This is a genomic window from Pantoea sp. SGAir0184 (assembly GCF_043544755.1).
In genome coordinates this window covers 584,911-602,016 of the sequence record NZ_CP028051.1, presented here as the reverse complement: position 1 = coordinate 602,016, position 17,106 = coordinate 584,911, and the positions used below count along the sequence as shown (strand labels likewise).

Here is a 17,106-nt window from a genome sequence, read left to right as displayed (position 1 = left end):
ATGTCTGAAGTAAACCCGATTCTGGCCGCCTCGGCCCCGAGCATTGAGGCGTACCAGCAGGCGATTGCCCAGAGCAGCGCCGCGGTTGTGCAGTGGCTGCAACAGCCTGAGATGTACCAGGGCAAAACGGTTGCCGAACTGCGCGAGCGTATCACGCTCGACTTCAATCCAAACGGCCTGGGCAACCAGGCCGCGATTGAACGTGCGATTGAATATTTCCTCAAAGACAGTCTGGCGGTGCACCATCCGCAGTGCGTTGCGCATCTGCACTGTCCGAGCCTGGTGGTAAGCCAGGCGGCTGAAGTGCTGATCAACGCCACTAACCAGAGCATGGATTCGTGGGATCAGAGCCCTTCTGCCACCATTATTGAAATTAAACTGATTGAGTGGCTGCGTGCGCAGGTTGGCTATCCGGCCGGTGATGCGGGCGTGTTCACCAGCGGCGGTACGCAGAGCAACCTGATGGGCCTGATGCTGGCACGTGACGCTTTCTATGCACGTCAGGGCCATTCCGTGCAGCAGCACGGCATCACTGGCGATCTGCGCAAGATTAAAGTGCTGTGCTCAGAAAATGCCCACTTCTCCGTGCAGAAGAACATGGCGCTGCTGGGCCACGGCTATCAGTCTGTGGTGCAGGTGAAGTCGGATCAGTTCGCCCGTATGGACGTGAATGACCTGAAAGCCAAACTGGCGCAGGCTGAAGCCAACGGCGAACAGATCCTGGCGATCGTCGCGACGGCAGGTACTACCGATGCCGGTGCCATCGATCCGCTGCGTGAAATCGCAGCCATCGCCGCTGAGCACAACATCTGGGTGCACGTGGATGCGGCCTGGGGCGGTGCGCTGCTGCTGTCTGAAAAGTATCGTCATTACCTGGATGGTCTGGAGCTGGTGGATTCCGTCACCCTCGACTTCCACAAACAATACTTCCAGACCATCAGCTGCGGCGCGTTCCTGCTGAAAGACGCGCGTCACTATGAGCTGATGCGTTATCAGGCGGCTTACCTCAACTCCGAGTTCGATGAAGAAGCTGGCGTGCCGAACCTGGTGTCCAAATCACTGCAGACCACGCGTCGTTTTGATGCGCTGAAACTGTGGATGGGTCTGGAAGCGCTGGGTCAGAAACAGTACGCCGCGATTATCGACCACGGTGTGAGCCTGGCACAGGACGTTGCGCAGTTCGTTGAATCTGAGCCGCGTCTGGAGCTGGTAATGCAGCCACAGCTGGCCAGCGTGCTGTTCCGCTATCGTCCAGCCCAGCTGAGCGACAGCGCGCAGATCGCCCTGTTCAACCAGCGTATCGGCGATGCGCTGCTGGAATCTGGCCGCGCTAACGTCGGTGTGACCGAGCATGCAGGCGTGACCTGCCTGAAGCTGACGCTGCTGAACCCGACCGTCACGCTGGAAGACATCAAGCTGCTGCTGGCGCTGGTAGAAAAAACCGCTGATCAACTGCTGAGCGCCTGATTAGGCGTGAAGTGAACAAGCCGCTAACCGGCAACGGTTAGCGGCTTTTTTTATGGGTTACAGACTGATCGCCGCACGCTGGCTCACTGCGGAATGCGCGCAATTACCTTGATTTCAAAATCATAACCCGCCAGCCAGTTGACGCCCACCGCAGTCCAGTTGGGATAAGGCTCATCGCCGAAGAAGCGCAGCCGTACTTCGTTCACCGTGGCGAACTGCGCTTCTGGATCGGTATGAAACGTAGTGACATCAACCACGTCATCGAAACTGCAACCGGCGGCCTTCAGCACCGCCGCGAGATTGGTAAATGCCTGATTAACCTGACGCGTAAAATCGGGCTCGGCGGTGCCATCATCACGGCTGCCCACCTGGCCGGAAACAAACAGCAGATCGCCGGAGCGAATCGCCGCAGAGTATTTATTGATGTTGTACAACGCCTGACGGCCCGCTGGAAAAACAGCATCGCGTTTGTTCATAATCGTACTCCTGAAGATGAGAGAAGAAAACGGGTTAGCTATGCCCGCTTTCGCTTTAACATACGCCGCGTATGTATTACTATGTTTTACATACGCGGCGTATGTCAATGCAAAATTTAAGGAACAGCGATGGCAGCCAGACGACGGGCAGACCAGGTGGAAGAGACGCGCGGCAAACTGATTGCCGCTGCACGACGCGCGTTTGCGCAGAAAGGTTACAGCGAAGCGTCAATGGATGACCTCACGGCAGCCGCCGGGCTGACGCGCGGTGCGCTGTATCATAATTTCGGCGACAAGAAAGGGTTATTGCAGGCGGTTATTGACCAGATTGATGGTGAGATTCTTGAGCAGATGCGCGCAGCCGGGCAGCAGTATCACACTCGCTGGCACGCGTTTCTGGCGGAAGCCATTACCTATATCGAGATGTCGCTGGAGCCGGAAGTCCAGCGCATCATGCTGCTGGATGGCCCGGCGGTGCTGGGCGATCCGTCGCGCTGGCCTAATCAGACCGCCTGTCTGCGCACCACCGCCGCCATGCTGGCGGAGCTGATTGAGGAAGGTACGGTGAAACCGGTCGATACCGAAGCGGCGGCGCAACTGGTCAACGGCGCCGCGCTCAATGCCGCGCTGTGGATTGCCGCTGCCGATGAGCCGGTCGCGGCGCTGCCGCGTGCGGTGCAGGCCTTCCGGCTGCTGGTTTCGGGGCTGCTGGTCAACCCGGCGTCGCATTGAGTTCGCGTATCCAGCTGAGAAACGCCTGCAGCGGTGCCGGGATCAGCCGGCGATCATTGTAATACAGCCACAGGCCGGGAAAGCTGAGCCACCAGTCGGCAAGAATCGGTTGCAGACTGCCGTTGGCCAGCGCCGGCTTCAGCCAGTCCTCAAACAGATAGACCACGCCGGCACCGGCGATGGCTGTCGACACCGTCAGCTCCATCGCCGCACCGATGCTGCAAATCAGCGGCCCCTGCGGCTGTAGCGTGATGCGTTCCGCGCCGCGGCTGAACTCCCATTCGGCCGTCACCCCGGTGGCATAACGACCATACAGACAGCGATGCTGCATCAGGTCGCGCGGATGCTGCGGCGTACCGTAAGCCGCCAGATAGGCCGGCGCCGCGGCCGCGGCAAAGCGCTGCACGCGCGGACCAATCGGCAGCGCCACCATATCCTGCTCCAGATGATCGTCATAACGGATACCGGCATCGCAGCTGTCGCGAAAAATGTCCTGCACATTACTCTCCGCCACAATCTCCAGCCGGATGTCGGGATAGCGCTGCAGAAATCCCGGCACAATCGCCGGTAATACCAGCCGCGCCGCGCTGACCGGCACGTTCAGCCGCAGCGTGCCGCCCGGCGTGTCACGGAACGTGTTCAGGGCATCCAGCGCCGCATCCACTTCGTTCATGGCGGGCAGCAGCCGTGACATCAAAGCCCGGCCCGCTTCGGTCAGTACCACCGTTCGCGTAGTGCGATTGAACAGCCGAACGCCCAGTTGCTGTTCGGCGCGCCGCACCGCATCACTCAAACGCGACGGATTGCTGCCGCTCATGCGCGCCGCCTCGCGAAATCCACCGGCTTTTGCCACCGCCACTACCGCATGCAGCAACGCCATATCCAGCGCCATTGTGCGTCACTCCGTACAGTCTGTCCTGATTTACACGGATAGTCGCACAGCACCGTTGTGATTACAATTTAAACACTATCCGATGAAGGAGGTTTACATGTCACAGGCTACAACTACTTATAAGCTGGGCGACCGTCAGGTTGCCCGTCTCGGCTACGGTGCCATGCAGCTGGCCGGTCCCGGCGTATTTGGCCCGCCAAAAGATGAAGCCCGCGCGCTACAGGTGCTGCGCGATGCCGTGGCTGCCGGTGTGAATCACATCGACACCAGTGATTTTTACGGGCCGCACATCACCAATCAGCTGATCAAAAAAGCGCTTTATCCTTACCCCAGCGATCTGCTGCTGGTGACCAAAGTGGGTGCCCGACGTGATGCCAAAGGCGGCTGGCTGCCCGCCAGCACGCCGGAGGAGCTGACGCAGGCGGTTGAAGATAACCTGCGTAATCTGGGGCTCGACGTGCTGGAGGTAGTCAATTTACGCTCGATGCTGAGCGTTCATGGGCCAGCAGAAGGATCGCTGGAGCCGCAAATTGAGGCGATGATTAAGTTGCAGCAGCGTGGCCTGATTCGGCACATTGGCCTGAGCAACGTGACTGCCAGTCAGGTGGCGCAGGCACAGCAGATGACGCCGATTGCCTGCGTACAGAATCTGTTTAATCTCGCCAATCGTCAGGATGATGCGCTGATCGACCAGCTGGCCACACAGGGCATTCCCTACGTGCCGTTCTTTCCGCTCGGCGGTTTTTCGCCGCTGCAGTCGGAACAGCTCAGCGCGGTGGCCAGCACGCTCAACGCCAGTACGCTGCAGGTGGCGCTCGCCTGGCTGTTGCAACGCTCAGATAATATTCTGCTGATTCCCGGCACCTCCTCGCCGCAGCATCTGCAGCAAAATCTGGCCAGCGCGGCGCTGACGCTGAGCCCGGAGGTGGTTGCGCAACTGGACAGCATTGGCCGGGCGTAAGCCACACGCCGGGGCTATCCCCGCCCGGCGATGCCCGCTTCTATCAGGCAGGCTTTGAGCACACCAAACGCATCCTGGCACTGGCGCTCATCCACGCAGGCGTAACCGAGCAGCAGACCGCGTCGCTCCTGCGGATGCATATAGTATTGCGACAGCGGCCGCACCTTCACGCCGCGTCGCAGCGCCAGCGCGGCAATCGCCACATCATCACAGCCCGGGGGCAGATTCAGCACCAGATGCAGCCCGGCTTCATGATTGACCACCGGCATGAATGCCGCGCCCAGGTAGCGTTCAATCAGCGTCATCATAAAGCGCCGGCGCTGACTGTAGAGTTTGCGCATGCGGCGGATGTGCGTCATGTAGTGGCCTTTCTGGATGAATTCCGCCAGCGCGCGCTGCACCAGCAGATGGCCGCCGCGATAGAGTTCGGCCGCCGCCACGCGCAGCGGCTGCGCCAGCGCTTTCGGCACCACCAGATAGCCGAGACGCAGTGCGGGATAGAGCGTTTTACTGAAGGTGCCCATGTAGATCACTGGCGCATCTGGCTCAAAGCCCTGCAACGACGGAAATGGCTGGCCGGCAAAGCGAAATTCGCTGTCATAGTCATCTTCCACCAGCCAGCTTTTGTGTTTGCGCGCCAGGTCGAGCAGTTGCCTGCGCCGCTCCAGACTGAGATGCACACCCAGCGGATACTGGTGTGACGGTGTCACAAAAATCATCTTCGGCGCTTTGCTGCGCGGTGCCAGCTCCGGGATAATGCCCTGTTCATCCACCGCTTTGGCCTGAATTTTTAGTCCGTTAATGCGTAACAGGTTGCGTGTGCCCCAGTAACCTGGCTCCTCGATCCACACCGGATCGCCCGCGTCGCACAGTACGCGCGTCACCAGATCCACCGCCTGATGAATGCCTTCGGTAATGATAATTTGATCGGCGTCGGCACGCACCGAGCGCGCCACGCTGAGATACTCAGCCAGCGCCTGGCGCAGCTGCGGACAGCCGCCGTTGCTGCTGTAAATCAGCCGCTCGATGTCAGGTTCGCGATTCAGGCGCGACTGAATCTGGCTAAATAACTTATGCGGAAACTCACGCACATCCGGCGCGCCAGGTACAAATGCGCCCCACTGATAAGGCGAGGCATTGGCGTGACCGAGCAGCGTGGCGCCGCGTTTTGAAATCGCCGCCGGTTTACTCATCAGGGGTTCACTGAGCGGCAGCGCCGGCGTGCTGTTGAGGCTCCCTTCCGGCAGGTTTTCTGCAATCCAGGTGCCGCTGCCGGTGCGCGCGCTGACATATCCCTGCGCGACCAGATTTTCATAAACGTTTAGCACCGTATTACGCGACACCGCCAGCTCGCGCGCTAAATCACGCGTCGCCGGCAGGCGTGAGCCGCGCGGGAAAATGCCCTCTACAATCGCCGCCTGCATGCAGTGCAGCAGGCGCTGCTGCAGCGTGCCTTCCGCGACAAACTGTAGTCGTTCCAATACATGATCGGCGTACAAACTCCGCAATTGGCTCCATCCTTCTCAGTGAAATTGGCTCTGGCAACCGCGCTCAGTGCAGGCATAAATAAGCGTGTTTGTCGTGATTTGTAAAGACGCTTATCGCTAAGGAAAGGTTATGGAAGGTAAAAACAGCCAGTTGCAACAACGCAAAGATGACGCGCTGCCGCGCGGCACCGGTAATCTTTGTCAGTGGTATGTCGATCAGGCCGAAAACGCCACCCTGCGTGACGTTGAGGGCAATAGCTGGATTGATTTCGCTGGCGGCATCGCGGTGCTCAACACCGGCCACCGTCATCCGCGCATCGTGCAGGCCATTGCCGATCAGTTAGCAAAATTCACCCATACCGCGTTCCAGGTCACGCCGTATGAGAGCTATGTGGCGCTGGCGGAACGCATCAATCAGCGGGTGCCAATTGCCGGTAAAGCCAAAACCGCCTTTTTCACCACCGGCGCTGAAGCGGTAGAGAATGCGGTTAAAGTGGCGCGCGCCGCTACCCGTCGTCACGGCATCATCACCTTCGGTAACGCCTTTCACGGCCGCACCTTCATGACCATGGCGATGACCGGCAAAGTGGCCCCCTATAAGCGCGATTTTGGCCCGATGCCGGCCTCGGTGTTTCACGCCCGCTACCCTAACGCGGTCACCGGCATCAGCGCTGAGGACGCTATCGCCAGCCTGCACGATCTGTTCAGCCACGACATCGCGCCGCAGGATGTGGCCGCCATCGTACTGGAACCGGTGCAGGGCGAAGGCGGTTTCCACATCGCGCCGGCGGCGTTTCTTACGCAGCTACGTGCACTGGCCGATGAGCACGGCATCCTGCTGATTGCCGATGAGGTTCAGAGCGGATTTGCCCGCACCGGCAAGCTGTTTGCCATGGAACACTACAGCGTGCAGCCCGATCTTATCACCATGGCGAAAAGCCTGGCGGGCGGTATGCCGCTGTCGGCGGTGAGCGGTCGTGCTGACATCATGGATGCGCCTGGTCCGGGCGGGCTGGGCGGTACTTACGCCGGCAATCCACTGTCGATTGCCGCCGCGCATGCGGTGCTGGATGTCATCGACGAAGAACAGCTGTGCCAGCGCGCCAGCGACCTGGGCGCTACGCTGAGCGAACTGCTGCACCGCGCGCGCCGCGCTAACGCGTCGATTACCGACGTGCGTGCGCTGGGCTCAATGGTAGCGATGGAGTTTGCCAGTGCGCAGCAGGCGCAGGCGCTGCAGCAACAGGCGATGGCGCGCGGTCTGCTGCTGCTGACCTGTGGCCCGCAGGGCAACGTGATCCGCTTCCTCTATCCGCTCACCATTCCGGATGCCCAGTTCCGTCAGGCGCTGGATATTCTCGACAGCCTGCTCAGCCAGCCTTAGCGTTCCACCCATTGTCCGATCGCTTGCCTGCCGCGCGCAGGCAAGTTTCACCTGCATAACAGGCGGGGTCTGCCCTGCCTGAGAGACGATCTGGAGAGATATTGATGACTGCTCAGAATGCCGATGTACTGGCACAAAGCCTGAAACCCCGCCACGTGCGCATGCTGTCGATTGCCGGTGTGATTGGCGCCGGGCTGTTCGTCGGTTCCGGCCATGCGATTGCCGAAGCCGGACCGGCGGTGCTGCTGGCCTATATCGCCGCCGGCGCGCTGGTGGTGCTTATTATGCGCATGCTGGCGGAGATGGCGGTCGCCTCACCGGACTCCGGTTCCTTCTCCACCTACGCCGACAAATCCCTTGGCCGCTGGGCTGGGTTTACCATCGGCTGGCTTTACTGGTGGTTCTGGGTACTGGTGATCCCGCTGGAGGCCAACGCCGCCGGCACCATTCTGCACGGCTGGTTCCCGCAGGTGGCGGTGTGGGAATACACGCTGGCGATCACCAGTTTCCTGACCATCAGTAACCTGTTCAGCGTGAAAAACTACGGTGAGTTTGAGTTCTGGTTCGCGCTGCTGAAAGTGGTGGCTATCGTCGCCTTTCTTTGTGCCGGCAGCCTGGCGCTGTTTGGCCTGCTGCCCGGCAGCAGCACGCAGGGTATTTCACATCTGTACGACACCCACGGTTTCATGCCTAACGGTATCAGTGCCGTGCTCGCCGCCATTCTTACCACCATGTTCTCTTTCATGGGCACGGAAATCGTCACTATTGCCGCCGCCGAATCCAATGAGCCACGCAAGCAAATCACCCACGCCACCAACTCGGTGATCTGGCGTATTGCGCTGTTTTATCTGCTGTCGATCTTTCTGGTGGTGGCGCTGGTGCCGTGGAACACGCCGTCGCTGATGAAAGCCGGGTCTTACCAGACGGCGATGGAGATGATGAACGTGCCGTATGCCCGGCAGATTGTCGATGTGGTGGTGCTGATCGCGGTATGCAGCTGTCTTAATTCTGCGCTTTACACCGCGTCGCGCATGCTCTATTCCCTGTCGCGTCGTCAGGATGCGCCAGCGGCGGCCTCGCGCACCACGCGCAGCGGCACGCCGTGGGTCGCAGTGCTGATGTCTACCGCCGCAGCATTTCTGGCGGTGATCGCCAACTATCTGGCACCAAGCGCGGTATTTGAGTTCCTGCTGGCCAGCTCCGGCGCCATTGCGCTGCTGGTTTATCTGGTCATTGCCGCTTCGCATCTGGTGCTGCGGAAAAAGCGCGAGGCGCGCGGCGAGCAGCTCAGCTATCGCATGTGGCTGTTCCCGGGTCTGACGTGGGCCACCATGGTGTTCATTGTTGGCGTACTGACGTCAATGCTGTTCAATGCGCAGCATCGTTCAGAAATTATCGCCACCGGGCTGTTAACGCTGCTGGTGCTGGTTGCCAGCCAGATAGTGCACCGCAAGCGCGCGGCGCGTAAAAACAGCGAGGAGATGGTAGCGCTGCGTTCGTAACGCTCGCCTTAACGGGCACGGAAGCCCGCCGTTACTGCACATCAATACTGATCGACTCATCCGCCACGTTAATCGTCACGGTGCAGTGCGTCCACACCGGCTGCCCTTCAGTCATCTCATGTTCGATAAAGTATTGCTGAAAGTCTTTCAGCGCAGCACTGAGATCGCCAATCGCGCGCGCGTCCGGCTCGAACCAGTCCGGTTCGCCGTTTTCATCAAGGTAGTTAAACTGAAACTGCCCGCCCTCCTCATCGGCAAACAGCTCCGCCTGCACCACCAGCACCTGCGCGCCGTCGGGGCCACAGCTGAAAATGATCTGGCCAATGCGGCGATAAAGGTCTTCGTATTGCATAGTGAGAACTCCTGTAAGATGCGGGACGCGCGACAGCGCCGCGGCGGCATTCATCTCAGCCAATGTCTTGACATTATGTCTGATGATCAGAGAATGAACGCCTGCGAATAACGGACTACAAGAAACGGAGTTTATCATAGCCTGTTCAGCGCGTTACCTCTCTGTTACCCACATTAAACGCGTCGCCCGTCTGCTGTCTGCCGTGCTGTTGCTGGCCAGCTGCGCCTCGGAGCCGCCAAAATCGCTGGTCACCCCGTTTCCGTCGCCAACCAAACCTCCTGTTCCGGCTAAACCCGCAGCGCAGACTGAACCGCTGCGCGGCGTCTGGCTCACCACGGTGTCGCGCCTCGACTGGCCGCCGATATCCTCCGTTACAGCCAGCCCGGCGCTGCGTATTCGCCAGCAGCAGCAGGCGCTGACGGCCAAACTGGATAAGCTGCACAGCCTGGGTATCAACACGGTGTTTTTCCAGGTGAAGCCCGATGGCACCGCGCTGTGGCGTTCGCGCATCCTGCCATGGTCCGATACCCTGACCGGCAACATCGGGCAGGATCCGGGTTACGATCCGCTGCAATTTATCCTCGACGAGGCGCACAAACGCGGCATGAAGGTGCATGCGTGGTTCAATCCTTACCGCGTGTCGACCAATACCAAACCTGCCACCGTGACGGCGTTAAACAACACGCTCCAGCTGCAGCCGGCCAGCGTGTTTGTGCTGCATCGCGACTGGATCCGCACCGCCAGCGACCGCTTCGTGCTCGATCCGGGCATTCCGGCGGCGCGCGACTGGATCACCAGCATCGTGGCGGAAGTGGTGTCAAACTACGCCATTGATGGCGTTCAGTTCGATGACTATTTCTACACCGAAACCGCGGCATCGCCGCTCAATGACAGCGCCACCTTCCGCCAGTACGGCGCGGGCTTTGCCAGCAAAGCCGACTGGCGGCGGCACAATACCCAGCTGCTGATCGAACAGGTTTCCCACACGATTAAGCAGCTCAAGCCGGGCGTTGAGTTCGGCGTCAGCCCGGCGGGCGTATGGCGTAATCTGTCGCACGATGCAGCCGGCTCCGATACGCGCGGTGCGGCGGCTTATGATGAAGCCTATGCAGACACGCGCCGCTGGGTGCAGCTTGGCCTGCTGGATTACATCGCGCCGCAGTTGTACTGGCCGTTTGCCCGTCAGGCCGCGCGCTATGACGTCCTGGCGCGCTGGTGGGCCAATGTGGTACAGCCAACGCGCACCCGGCTGTACATCGGCGTGGCGCTGTATAAGGTGGGTGAAGCCTCGAAAAGTGAGCCGGACTGGACGGTTCAGGGCGGCGTTCCCGAACTGAAAAAACAGCTCGATCTGAATGAATCGCTGCCGCACATCGACGGCACCATTCTGTTTCGCGAAGATTACCTTAATCAGCCGCAGACGCAGCAGGCAGTCGATTATTTACGTCAGCGCTGGGGAAAATGAATTATTCAGGCCAGCAGAGGAATACTGCTGGCCTGAAGCGTTAGCGCGGGTTATCCGGATCGAGTAATTCAATACTGCGCGGCACGCCGTTCACGCGGACTTTCAGAAAACGGCGGGTGATCCACTTCCCCGCGGCATCCTGCTCCTGCCGTTCAAAAAACGGCCCACGCAGCAGCAGTTCTTTATTATTGTTGTAACCAAAGCCGACATCTTTATTGCCCACCCAGTGCTGTTCAAAGGCGACGACCGGCTGGTTGTCCAGCGCCGTGGCTTCTTCCGCACTGCAGGCGGTAAAACTTTTGCGGAAAATAAAACACTGACCGGACTGATAGCGATCGCGCCCGTTGGTTTCCACCAGCGCAATTGAGAAGCCGGTATAGGCCGGAATTTTAACGTACAGTTTGGTGTGTGCGCCTTTGCCCTCAATATGCACCTTAATTACGGGTGAGGAGCCTTCGCTGTGCCAGCTGCCAATGGTGTTATCGTCGTTGCGCGCCTGCAGATAAATATGCGCCACGCCCTCCGGTGTCCGGTAGCTGTAATCGGTTTGCGTTTCCGACTGGGAAACATACTGCGCGCTGCCGAGAATGCGAACGTGAATTTGTGAGGTAGCGTCGGAAAAATTAAATTCGCCGACGTAAAACCATTTTGCGTCTTTGCCACGGTTATCCATGTGATGCTGCGAGGTGGTGAAGTCATAACTCAGCGATCCCTGAATGATCGCGCCGAGATCGGAAATCTCCATCACGCCACGGTCGCCTTCCGCCAGCAGCGTCCATGGCTCAATACCCTCTTTGCTGAAATCAAAGCCCGCGCTGTCGCGGTGCACGCTTTTCTGGATAATCATCGCGCGGCAATAGCCCATTTTCATGGGATTTTGCGTCGATTCAATCACCAGCCCTTCAATGGTCCACTGGCCATTGGTGAGATCGCCGGCAAATTCGGAGTGCTCGATCCAGCCATTACGAATAAACGATTGCGTGCAGCGCGGCAGATCGAACACTGGCTGTTTGGTGCTGCGCTGCAAATTAAAGTTGGAGAGTTCAATGGCGGTCGAATGATCCCAGGCGCCTTTTTCCCGATCGGACCAGCGCGCATAGACAATACTGCCCTGACAGCCACGTGAATAAAACTGGTCGATTTTACAGTCCAGCGTATCAATCAGTTCCAGTGCCCGCCCGCCGAGGTAGCGAAACTCCATACTGCTGACGCGCAGAAACTGGCCACCGATAATACTGTTGGTAAAGAAGCCGACATTATTAAACGCCGTGCCGCCGTCTTCGCCGCTGTCAGAACTCATGCCTTTCACCACAAAGCCGGAGATCTCCACATAGCGTGCGCGCACGCTAAAGAAATGAGTTTTGCGCGGTTTCGGTCCCCAGTTAAATTTCAGCGTGGTGGTGGGGAAATAACCGAAGTTGACCGGCGCGCCGGAAATTTTAAAGCGGTTAATCTCTCTGTCTCTGCCCAGCACTTCCGCTAAATCAAAGCCGGACAGGCTGAACTCACCGGCAGTAAAGCGAATGCCCGCGGAGGGTAAAACACGCTGTGACCATTTAAACATGCGGATCACCGCATCAATACAATCGGTGGTGCCATCGGCTATCGCGCCAAAATCCACCACCGTGACCGCGCTATAATCGAGGACCACTCTTTTCCAGCGCTTTTTACCGGACGTCACGAAATTCAGCCCGCCGTCATCGGGCGTGCTGTTGTCGGTGGCATCGTAGACAAACACGCCGCCGCCCATCCGACTGCCACGGCTGTACTCCAGCACCGACGCAATTTCGCCAATCGAAACAGGTTCCTGTTTACGTAAATCTTCAATGGTATGTAATTGAATCACCGTCCCGGTGGCAGATGGTGTGGTAGTGCTGGTGATGCCAGATGTATTCGCCATGGTGTTCCCCATAAATTATTAACGTAATACGACAGAGCATCAGCAGTATAAGTGATTGAAAATTAATATATTCACCTGTACCAGCTTATACGGGAGCTTTTCAGCGGCATGATGTGGCGAGAGAGAATAACGATATGATTCAGGAAGGAAAGCGAAGCGACAAAAATACATTTTACAGATTTATCGCAGAATAATTGTGGTAATCGCCGGTACGAACGTTCTGATTAATTTGACTTACGAAGAAGAATGGCTTGAATTATCGAAATATTTCCGGCGATCATCAGTTAAATTTCTTGCGCGCAACGCTGCGCCAGCGGAAATCCCCGACTGGCGCGCCGTTATCAAAATGTCGCGTTCAGGCCAATATTCCAGCTCACCTGGTGATAGGCGCTGTTGCCACCGACCGCAGAAACCCCGGCAAAGGCGTTGACCGTTTCACCCAGCGGCACGCTGGCCCCCAGCGACATATCCAGCCAGTTTTTATCACCGGCGCTGACGCTGCGTACAAACCCGGTCTGCGTTGACTTCAGCCCGGCGCGCACCGCGTTCTGCGTATCGTCAAACTGGTGGTTATAACTGAGCTGCGCCCACGGATTCACCGGCCACAGTTTGCTGTCGATACGCCAGCCAAGCGCGCCGATTTGCGAATGCAGGGTTTGATCGGAAAAGCGCATGGCGGTGCTGCTGTCGCCGTTTTCGCTGTAGCCCCCTGCCCGCACATAATCCAGTGCGTAGCTGGCAACCGGACCGGTAGAAAGGTGTTCGCCTATCGGCACATCCCAGCCGGTTTGCACCCGCAGCCCGAGCATTTTGCCGCTGCTGCTGCCCTGTTCGGTGCGCGTTGCCGGGCCGATATCGATGCGACGTTCGATGCTGTCAAAATCGAGATCGGCATAATGCACATCCGCGTTGATCCAGCCCTGCTCCAGCAGCGTCAGCTGGCTATACAGCGCCAGCAAATTGCCGCGCAGCTTGTAATCATAGTGCGCCGAAGGATGCTGGTGCTGCGCGGTGCTCGACAACAGCAGACCCGCCTGCCAGTTATCCGTGAACTGATAGCCTAATCCCAGCGTCAGGCTGCCAGTATCAGCGTCGCCGTTAAGCAGGCTGTCGCCGCGATAATCAATATGCTGACCGGCATAGCCGCCGAACACGCTGACCTGACCGGCGCTGGCCGGCTGCTGACGCTGCTGCTGTAAATGGCCGTCGAGGGTGTTCTGCATATCCCGCGACAGCATCAGCGGCGCCCGTGCCAGTGCCGCCACCTGCGCAGGTGCGTCGAGGATCGATTGAATGTAGTCGGCGATCATGGCATGTACCGCCGGGCTGGGATGCAGCCGGTCGGCAAACAGATAGGCCTGCGCGTTGCTGAAACCGGGCGTTGATGAGGTGCATTCGGCGGCAGAGGTGCCGACCGGACAGGCCATCCCCAGCGTATTGCTCAGGCCATAGCGTTGCGGATTGGCAATTACCTCGTTGAACAGGCCGGCGATGTCGGCACGCACAATGTTGCCATTCAGCGCCACCAGCCCGGCCTCTTCCTGCTGGTTATAGCCATCGGAGAGGGCCGTCACCTGCTCGCTGAGCACCTGCCAGGCCGAAAACAGCTGCTGCGCCAGCGCGGCACGCAGCGCCGGGATGGTCGATACCTGTGCGGCGGCCTGATCGAATGCGTCGCGCACCGCCTGCTGGCGCGCAGCCACGTCGGGCGTGGCATGGCTGTCCAGCGAGGCAAACGCCGCGACCATCGCCGACTGCGCCGCCGGGCCCAGCACACTCAGCACCGCCTGCACCATGAAAGGCGTGGAGCCAAGCTGCGGCACGTTTGGCACGATTACCGCCCCCGCACCGGCATCCAGCAGGGTTTTGATTTGCGACACCGCCGCGCTGGCGCTGTTGCTGATGGTCTCGCGCGCGGTAAGCGGATTGGTCACCGCCGCCGCGATATCGTTAGCGCCCACCCAGTGAATGTACAGTCCGTTGCTATCTGCGCGGCCGCCGGTGGATTGCAGATAAGCAGCCAGCTGGTCTTGCGTATTGAGGCTGGCATCCAGCGCCGGCACGGTAACGCCGCCGCCCTGTGCATAGTTGCTGCCACCGCGCGACGACGGCTGCAGCGTTTGCCCGAGCTGTGCGGCGAGGATCTCGTCATACAGTGGATGTTGCGCGCCATCATAAGTAAAGCGCCCGACATTACCGCCATCGCTCAGGCTATCGCCGAAAACCGTCAGGTTATCCCACGCCAGGGCGCTAAACGGCACATACAGGCAACTCAATGTGGCAAACGCGACCGCCGATCGCGCCAGGTTGCGACTCTTCATCATTCACTCCGAATCAGGCCAGAGCTCATGTCTGGCCGCTAAAGGTGCCGGCGCGTCAGGATGCCGTCGCGCAGGCTGAAAACCGCTTAAGCAGCGGAAAGGACAGTGATAACAAGGATGCTTAAGGTGTAGTCAGGCAGGCGCGCCTTTACCAGGCAGAGAGCGGAAATTTGCGGGATGGATCGGCACGTCAGGGATTGTGGACTGACAACCGCAGCGTGAGGAACGGTGCTTTGAGTGACAAAGCGGCGGCGTTAACTGAAGCCAGTATAATGCGCAGATCTCAGGTATCCATATAACTCACTGATCTTATTGATATCAAGTTGCTCCCGGATGCCAACCGGGGTTGCAGTTTTAGGCAATTTGCGACGTGACACAGGCGCAACAAAAAGTTATCAGGCAACTTCCGGAAGTGATGGCTTTCGAATACGAAGCGGAGCCAGGTGATCGCACAACCGGGGCAGATAATCATCCGGCTGGCAGGCTATGTACAAATCCCGGTGCAATGACCGGGATTCACTCTAATAAGGCTGATAGTCCTCATATTGCCAAAAACTAAAACGGCTGAGCTTTTGAGCAATCTCGGGCCAATCATCTGCATGACAATCAGCGATCTGTTTTTTTATAAAGGCTAAAATTTTATCGTAATTATACTCATTAATGATGATCATCCCTTTACCCCAAAAAACGTCTTTTTTTCAGCCTCCAGGGCTAACCATTTAGGAGTACAAATTAATATGTCGAAATACTCAGCTCCTTCTTCATTATCAGGGCCAATCATCGCCCTAACCCAACTCCCAAAAACTTCAGGGTCGTCTGGCCAATAGAAGAGCAAATCATCTTCTATATCTAATGAACGTAATTCTTTTAATAAAGCTTTCATTTAATTATATCCAAATGGCCATTACTAATCGGCGGCTCTCCACGCGCTACTTTTTGCTCGAAATTAGCCTGAATTCCTGTTGTAGCTTTTGTACTATTTGGTTTAGCTGAAGGTGGCCGATAGACTCTTAAGCCATCAGCACTTACCCATGATGTTCCATCTTTGGATATTCTGTAACCCGGCCCCACCCATGCTTCTCCTAATATATTGGCTTCATTAGTTGTGGCATTTCCTAAGCCAAAGTTTCCTTTATTTACTTTAGCTGCATCACGTAACATCCCAATATGTTATGCAATATTTAATGTTTTGGAATTACTAGCTAATTGACTATTTTTCGCCGTATTAGCTGCTACAGCTTCAGCCTTCGCTGCCATCGCTTCTACCGCTGTCTTACCAACCCCGATGGCGCCAGCAACACCTACGCCCCCTGGTGTCACAGCTTCAGCAACCTGCAAACCAGCATTATTCAGGCATATCCTTGGAGCTACTTTACATCCTTCCAGTGCAGCCTTAGCGAGAGCAGCAATTTCAGGAGTGGCGGCAACAATCGTTGCCCCTCCTGCCACAGCACTTACGCCAGCAGAGACAACAAGGTTACCCTCTGCAACCCCTTTGGCTATCCCGGCCTTACACGCTGTATCACACTCTGGTGTTTTACCCAGCCAGAACCCAAGGTCTGAGCCAGCCATTGCACTCAGCGCATTATTCTCAACCGCATTCTTCCCTGCCTGAGCGCCGGCTAGCGCACTGGCGCTACTGCCGCCGGTCACGCCGCCTGCCAGACCTGCAGCCAGGGTACTCAGTGACTGATGATCTGCTTATCCGACTTCTGCAGGTCACTCACCTGTTTACCCGGATACATCGAATGTATGAGCAGCGGCCCATCAGCTCTCCGCTGACCGCACCGGTCGCACCTGCGGCCGCGCTGTTTCTCCCGCCCGCGATTTTATCACACAAACCATTGCACTGGTGCCTCGGCTGGAAAGGCAGATCGATGCAATCCGACAGATACCAATGACGAAGCAGAAGATTATTTCTGAGATGCTGGATAACGTGATAGGTAAACGGAGCAGCTAACAGGCGCGGAACAGGGGTATTCGCACCCCCAGCCCACTGACCGCAAGCAATTAACGAGGAGCTGGTTATGGCTGGCACGCATCATAAGTCAGGGGCCGACACGCCCACAGCTAAATCAAGACGTTATACCGTGGGATATATATGCGATCACCTGAAGCACCGGCCTTCACCGTCATCACCCTGCGCGGCCACTGGATGGCCGAGCTG

At 58.0% G+C, this 17,106-nt stretch carries 14 protein-coding genes and 1 pseudogene; 6 read left to right on the top strand and 9 right to left on the bottom strand.

The annotated features are described in order from the left end of the window. On the top strand, positions 1–1,467 hold the full coding sequence (locus tag C1N60_RS22895; protein ID WP_058770207.1) for a pyridoxal phosphate-dependent decarboxylase family protein: 1,467 nt from the start codon (positions 1–3) through the stop codon (positions 1,465–1,467). Between the two features lie 83 nt (positions 1,468–1,550). Here the strand turns inward: C1N60_RS22895 and C1N60_RS22890 are convergent, their stop codons facing one another. Beyond that, positions 1,551–1,943: a RidA family protein gene (locus C1N60_RS22890; protein ID WP_058770208.1), complete on the bottom strand. Its 393-nt coding sequence runs from the start codon at positions 1,941–1,943 to the stop codon at positions 1,551–1,553. 129 nt (positions 1,944–2,072) lie between these two features. Between C1N60_RS22890 and C1N60_RS22885 the strand changes: the two genes are divergently transcribed. Beyond that, positions 2,073–2,675: a TetR/AcrR family transcriptional regulator gene (locus C1N60_RS22885; protein WP_021509093.1), complete on the top strand. Its 603-nt coding sequence runs from the start codon at positions 2,073–2,075 to the stop codon at positions 2,673–2,675. On the opposite strand, the gene C1N60_RS22880 is transcribed toward C1N60_RS22885, so the two are convergent. Next, positions 2,656–3,567, bottom strand: coding sequence for a LysR substrate-binding domain-containing protein (locus tag C1N60_RS22880; RefSeq protein ID WP_021509092.1), 912 nt, complete (start codon positions 3,565–3,567; stop codon positions 2,656–2,658). The genes C1N60_RS22885 and C1N60_RS22880 overlap by 20 nt on opposite strands. A gap of 97 nt (positions 3,568–3,664) precedes the next feature. Between C1N60_RS22880 and C1N60_RS22875 the strand changes: the two genes are divergently transcribed. Continuing rightward, positions 3,665–4,528: an aldo/keto reductase family oxidoreductase gene (locus tag C1N60_RS22875; protein WP_394521865.1), complete on the top strand. Its 864-nt coding sequence runs from the start codon at positions 3,665–3,667 to the stop codon at positions 4,526–4,528. Between the two features lie 14 nt (positions 4,529–4,542). Here C1N60_RS22875 and C1N60_RS22870 read toward each other — a convergent pair whose 3' ends face one another. Beyond that, positions 4,543–6,036 carry a MocR-like pyridoxine biosynthesis transcription factor PdxR gene (locus C1N60_RS22870; RefSeq protein WP_215787765.1) on the bottom strand — a complete coding sequence of 498 codons (1,494 nt, stop codon included), beginning with the start codon at positions 6,034–6,036 and terminating at the stop codon, positions 4,543–4,545. A gap of 109 nt (positions 6,037–6,145) precedes the next feature. Between C1N60_RS22870 and gabT the strand changes: the two genes are divergently transcribed. Further along, entirely contained in the window at positions 6,146–7,399 is a 1,254-nt protein-coding gene (gene gabT, locus C1N60_RS22865) for a 4-aminobutyrate--2-oxoglutarate transaminase (RefSeq protein ID WP_394521864.1), read from the top strand. A 104-nt stretch (positions 7,400–7,503) separates the two neighbouring features. Continuing rightward, positions 7,504–8,901 (top strand): GABA permease, encoded by a 1,398-nt coding sequence (gene gabP / locus C1N60_RS22860; RefSeq protein ID WP_021509088.1) that lies wholly within the window; start codon positions 7,504–7,506, stop codon positions 8,899–8,901. 31 nt (positions 8,902–8,932) lie between these two features. On the opposite strand, the gene C1N60_RS22855 is transcribed toward gabP, so the two are convergent. Further along, a complete protein-coding gene (locus C1N60_RS22855; RefSeq protein ID WP_058759124.1) occupies positions 8,933–9,253 on the bottom strand; it encodes a hypothetical protein in 321 nt (106 codons plus the stop codon). Between the two features lie 172 nt (positions 9,254–9,425). On the opposite strand from C1N60_RS22855, the gene C1N60_RS22850 reads away from it, so the two are divergent. Continuing rightward, positions 9,426–10,718, top strand: coding sequence for a glycoside hydrolase family 10 protein (locus tag C1N60_RS22850; RefSeq protein ID WP_394522007.1), 1,293 nt, complete (start codon positions 9,426–9,428; stop codon positions 10,716–10,718). A 40-nt stretch (positions 10,719–10,758) separates the two neighbouring features. Here C1N60_RS22850 and C1N60_RS22845 read toward each other — a convergent pair whose 3' ends face one another. The 5 genes and pseudogenes from C1N60_RS22845 to C1N60_RS22825 all read right to left on the bottom strand — a co-directional run bounded on the left by C1N60_RS22845 (position 10,759) and on the right by C1N60_RS22825 (position 16,511). Then, entirely contained in the window at positions 10,759–12,618 is a 1,860-nt protein-coding gene (locus C1N60_RS22845; protein ID WP_394521863.1) for a hypothetical protein, read from the bottom strand. A 341-nt stretch (positions 12,619–12,959) separates the two neighbouring features. Further along, positions 12,960–14,942: an autotransporter outer membrane beta-barrel domain-containing protein gene (locus tag C1N60_RS22840; protein WP_394521862.1), complete on the bottom strand. Its 1,983-nt coding sequence runs from the start codon at positions 14,940–14,942 to the stop codon at positions 12,960–12,962. Between the two features lie 518 nt (positions 14,943–15,460). Next, a pseudogene (locus tag C1N60_RS22835) lies at positions 15,461–15,822 on the bottom strand (immunity 8 family protein). Beyond that, a complete protein-coding gene (locus tag C1N60_RS22830) occupies positions 15,819–16,100 on the bottom strand; it encodes a hypothetical protein (protein WP_394521861.1) in 282 nt (93 codons plus the stop codon). The pseudogene C1N60_RS22835 and the gene C1N60_RS22830 overlap by 4 nt, the downstream one beginning before the upstream one ends. Before the next feature lie 9 nt (positions 16,101–16,109). Beyond that, a complete protein-coding gene (locus C1N60_RS22825) occupies positions 16,110–16,511 on the bottom strand; it encodes a hypothetical protein (RefSeq protein ID WP_394522016.1) in 402 nt (133 codons plus the stop codon). Positions 16,512–17,106: the final 595 nt, after the last annotated feature.